The organism is Paraclostridium bifermentans, assembly GCF_964259345.1.
Classification (GTDB): domain Bacteria; phylum Bacillota; class Clostridia; order Peptostreptococcales; family Peptostreptococcaceae; genus Paraclostridium; species Paraclostridium bifermentans_B.
Genome location: NZ_CAXVJR010000025.1, coordinates 1 through 926 on the forward strand (window position 1 = coordinate 1; position 926 = coordinate 926).

Sequence of the window (926 nt, forward strand, 5' to 3'; positions counted from 1 at the left end):
AAGCTCTTTAGCGCCGATGGTACTTGGTGGGAAGCTGCCTGGGAGAGTAGGACGTAGCCGCGTAATCTTTTTTTTATGCGTAAAAATATATTAAAATAAATTTTAATTATAATTGATTAAAATTTATTTTAAAGTTAATAATTTAAATATAAATAAAAAGCTATTATTTTAAAATGAAATTAAAAAAATAATAACTTTCAGCAAATTTATCTAAAAAATGATATAAATACAGTAAAATATATTGTATTTTGTAAAATTTAGTTTTTATAGGAGGAAATTAGACCTATATATAGAATTAAGTAATATACAATCAATAATCTTATTAGGAAGTGATTTGAATGAGTAAATCTGTTGCCAAAGTGGTCAATTTATACGAATATAAGTCAAACAAAAAAGAAAAAGAAATAGATAGAGACCAATTACTAAAATTATTAAAAAAAGTTATAGTTACTAAATAAAGGAGCATTTGCTCCTTTATTTTATTGCATTTTTAAATCACTTATATAATTTTGAAACTGGTTAAAATCTTCAGTATTTTTTAGTTCGATTACTGTGGATTTTTCACTATCAAAATTTTTTAAATAAATTTTATGAAAATCAGGCTGAGAATCATAATAAATACATCTAAATCCATCTTCATATAATTCTTTAAGATGATTAAAATCTGGCATTATATCAACTCCTTAATTAATATGAATTTAATATAGTTTGCCAATTTATAATATATATATTCTTGTATAAAATTGTGGAATAAAGAGCAATATATTATAGAAAAGTTAATAAATTAAATAAATAAAAAAGTTTTTAAAAAAAGTTTTAAAAAAGTATTGACCTTAATAAATAAAGGTGGTATAGTATTACTTGTCCTTAAGAAAAGGGCAAAACGAAAAACACAAAATGAACTTTGAAAATTAAACAGTAGGTTA

Annotated in this window: 1 protein-coding gene; it reads right to left on the reverse strand. The window is 21.7% G+C overall.

The window, feature by feature from the left end:
* Window positions 1-479 precede the first annotated feature (479 nt).
* Window positions 480-671: a hypothetical protein gene (locus ACEXNK_RS17495; RefSeq protein WP_373601496.1), complete on the reverse strand. Its 192-nt coding sequence runs from the start codon at window positions 669-671 to the stop codon at window positions 480-482.
* Window positions 672-926 lie beyond the last annotated feature (255 nt).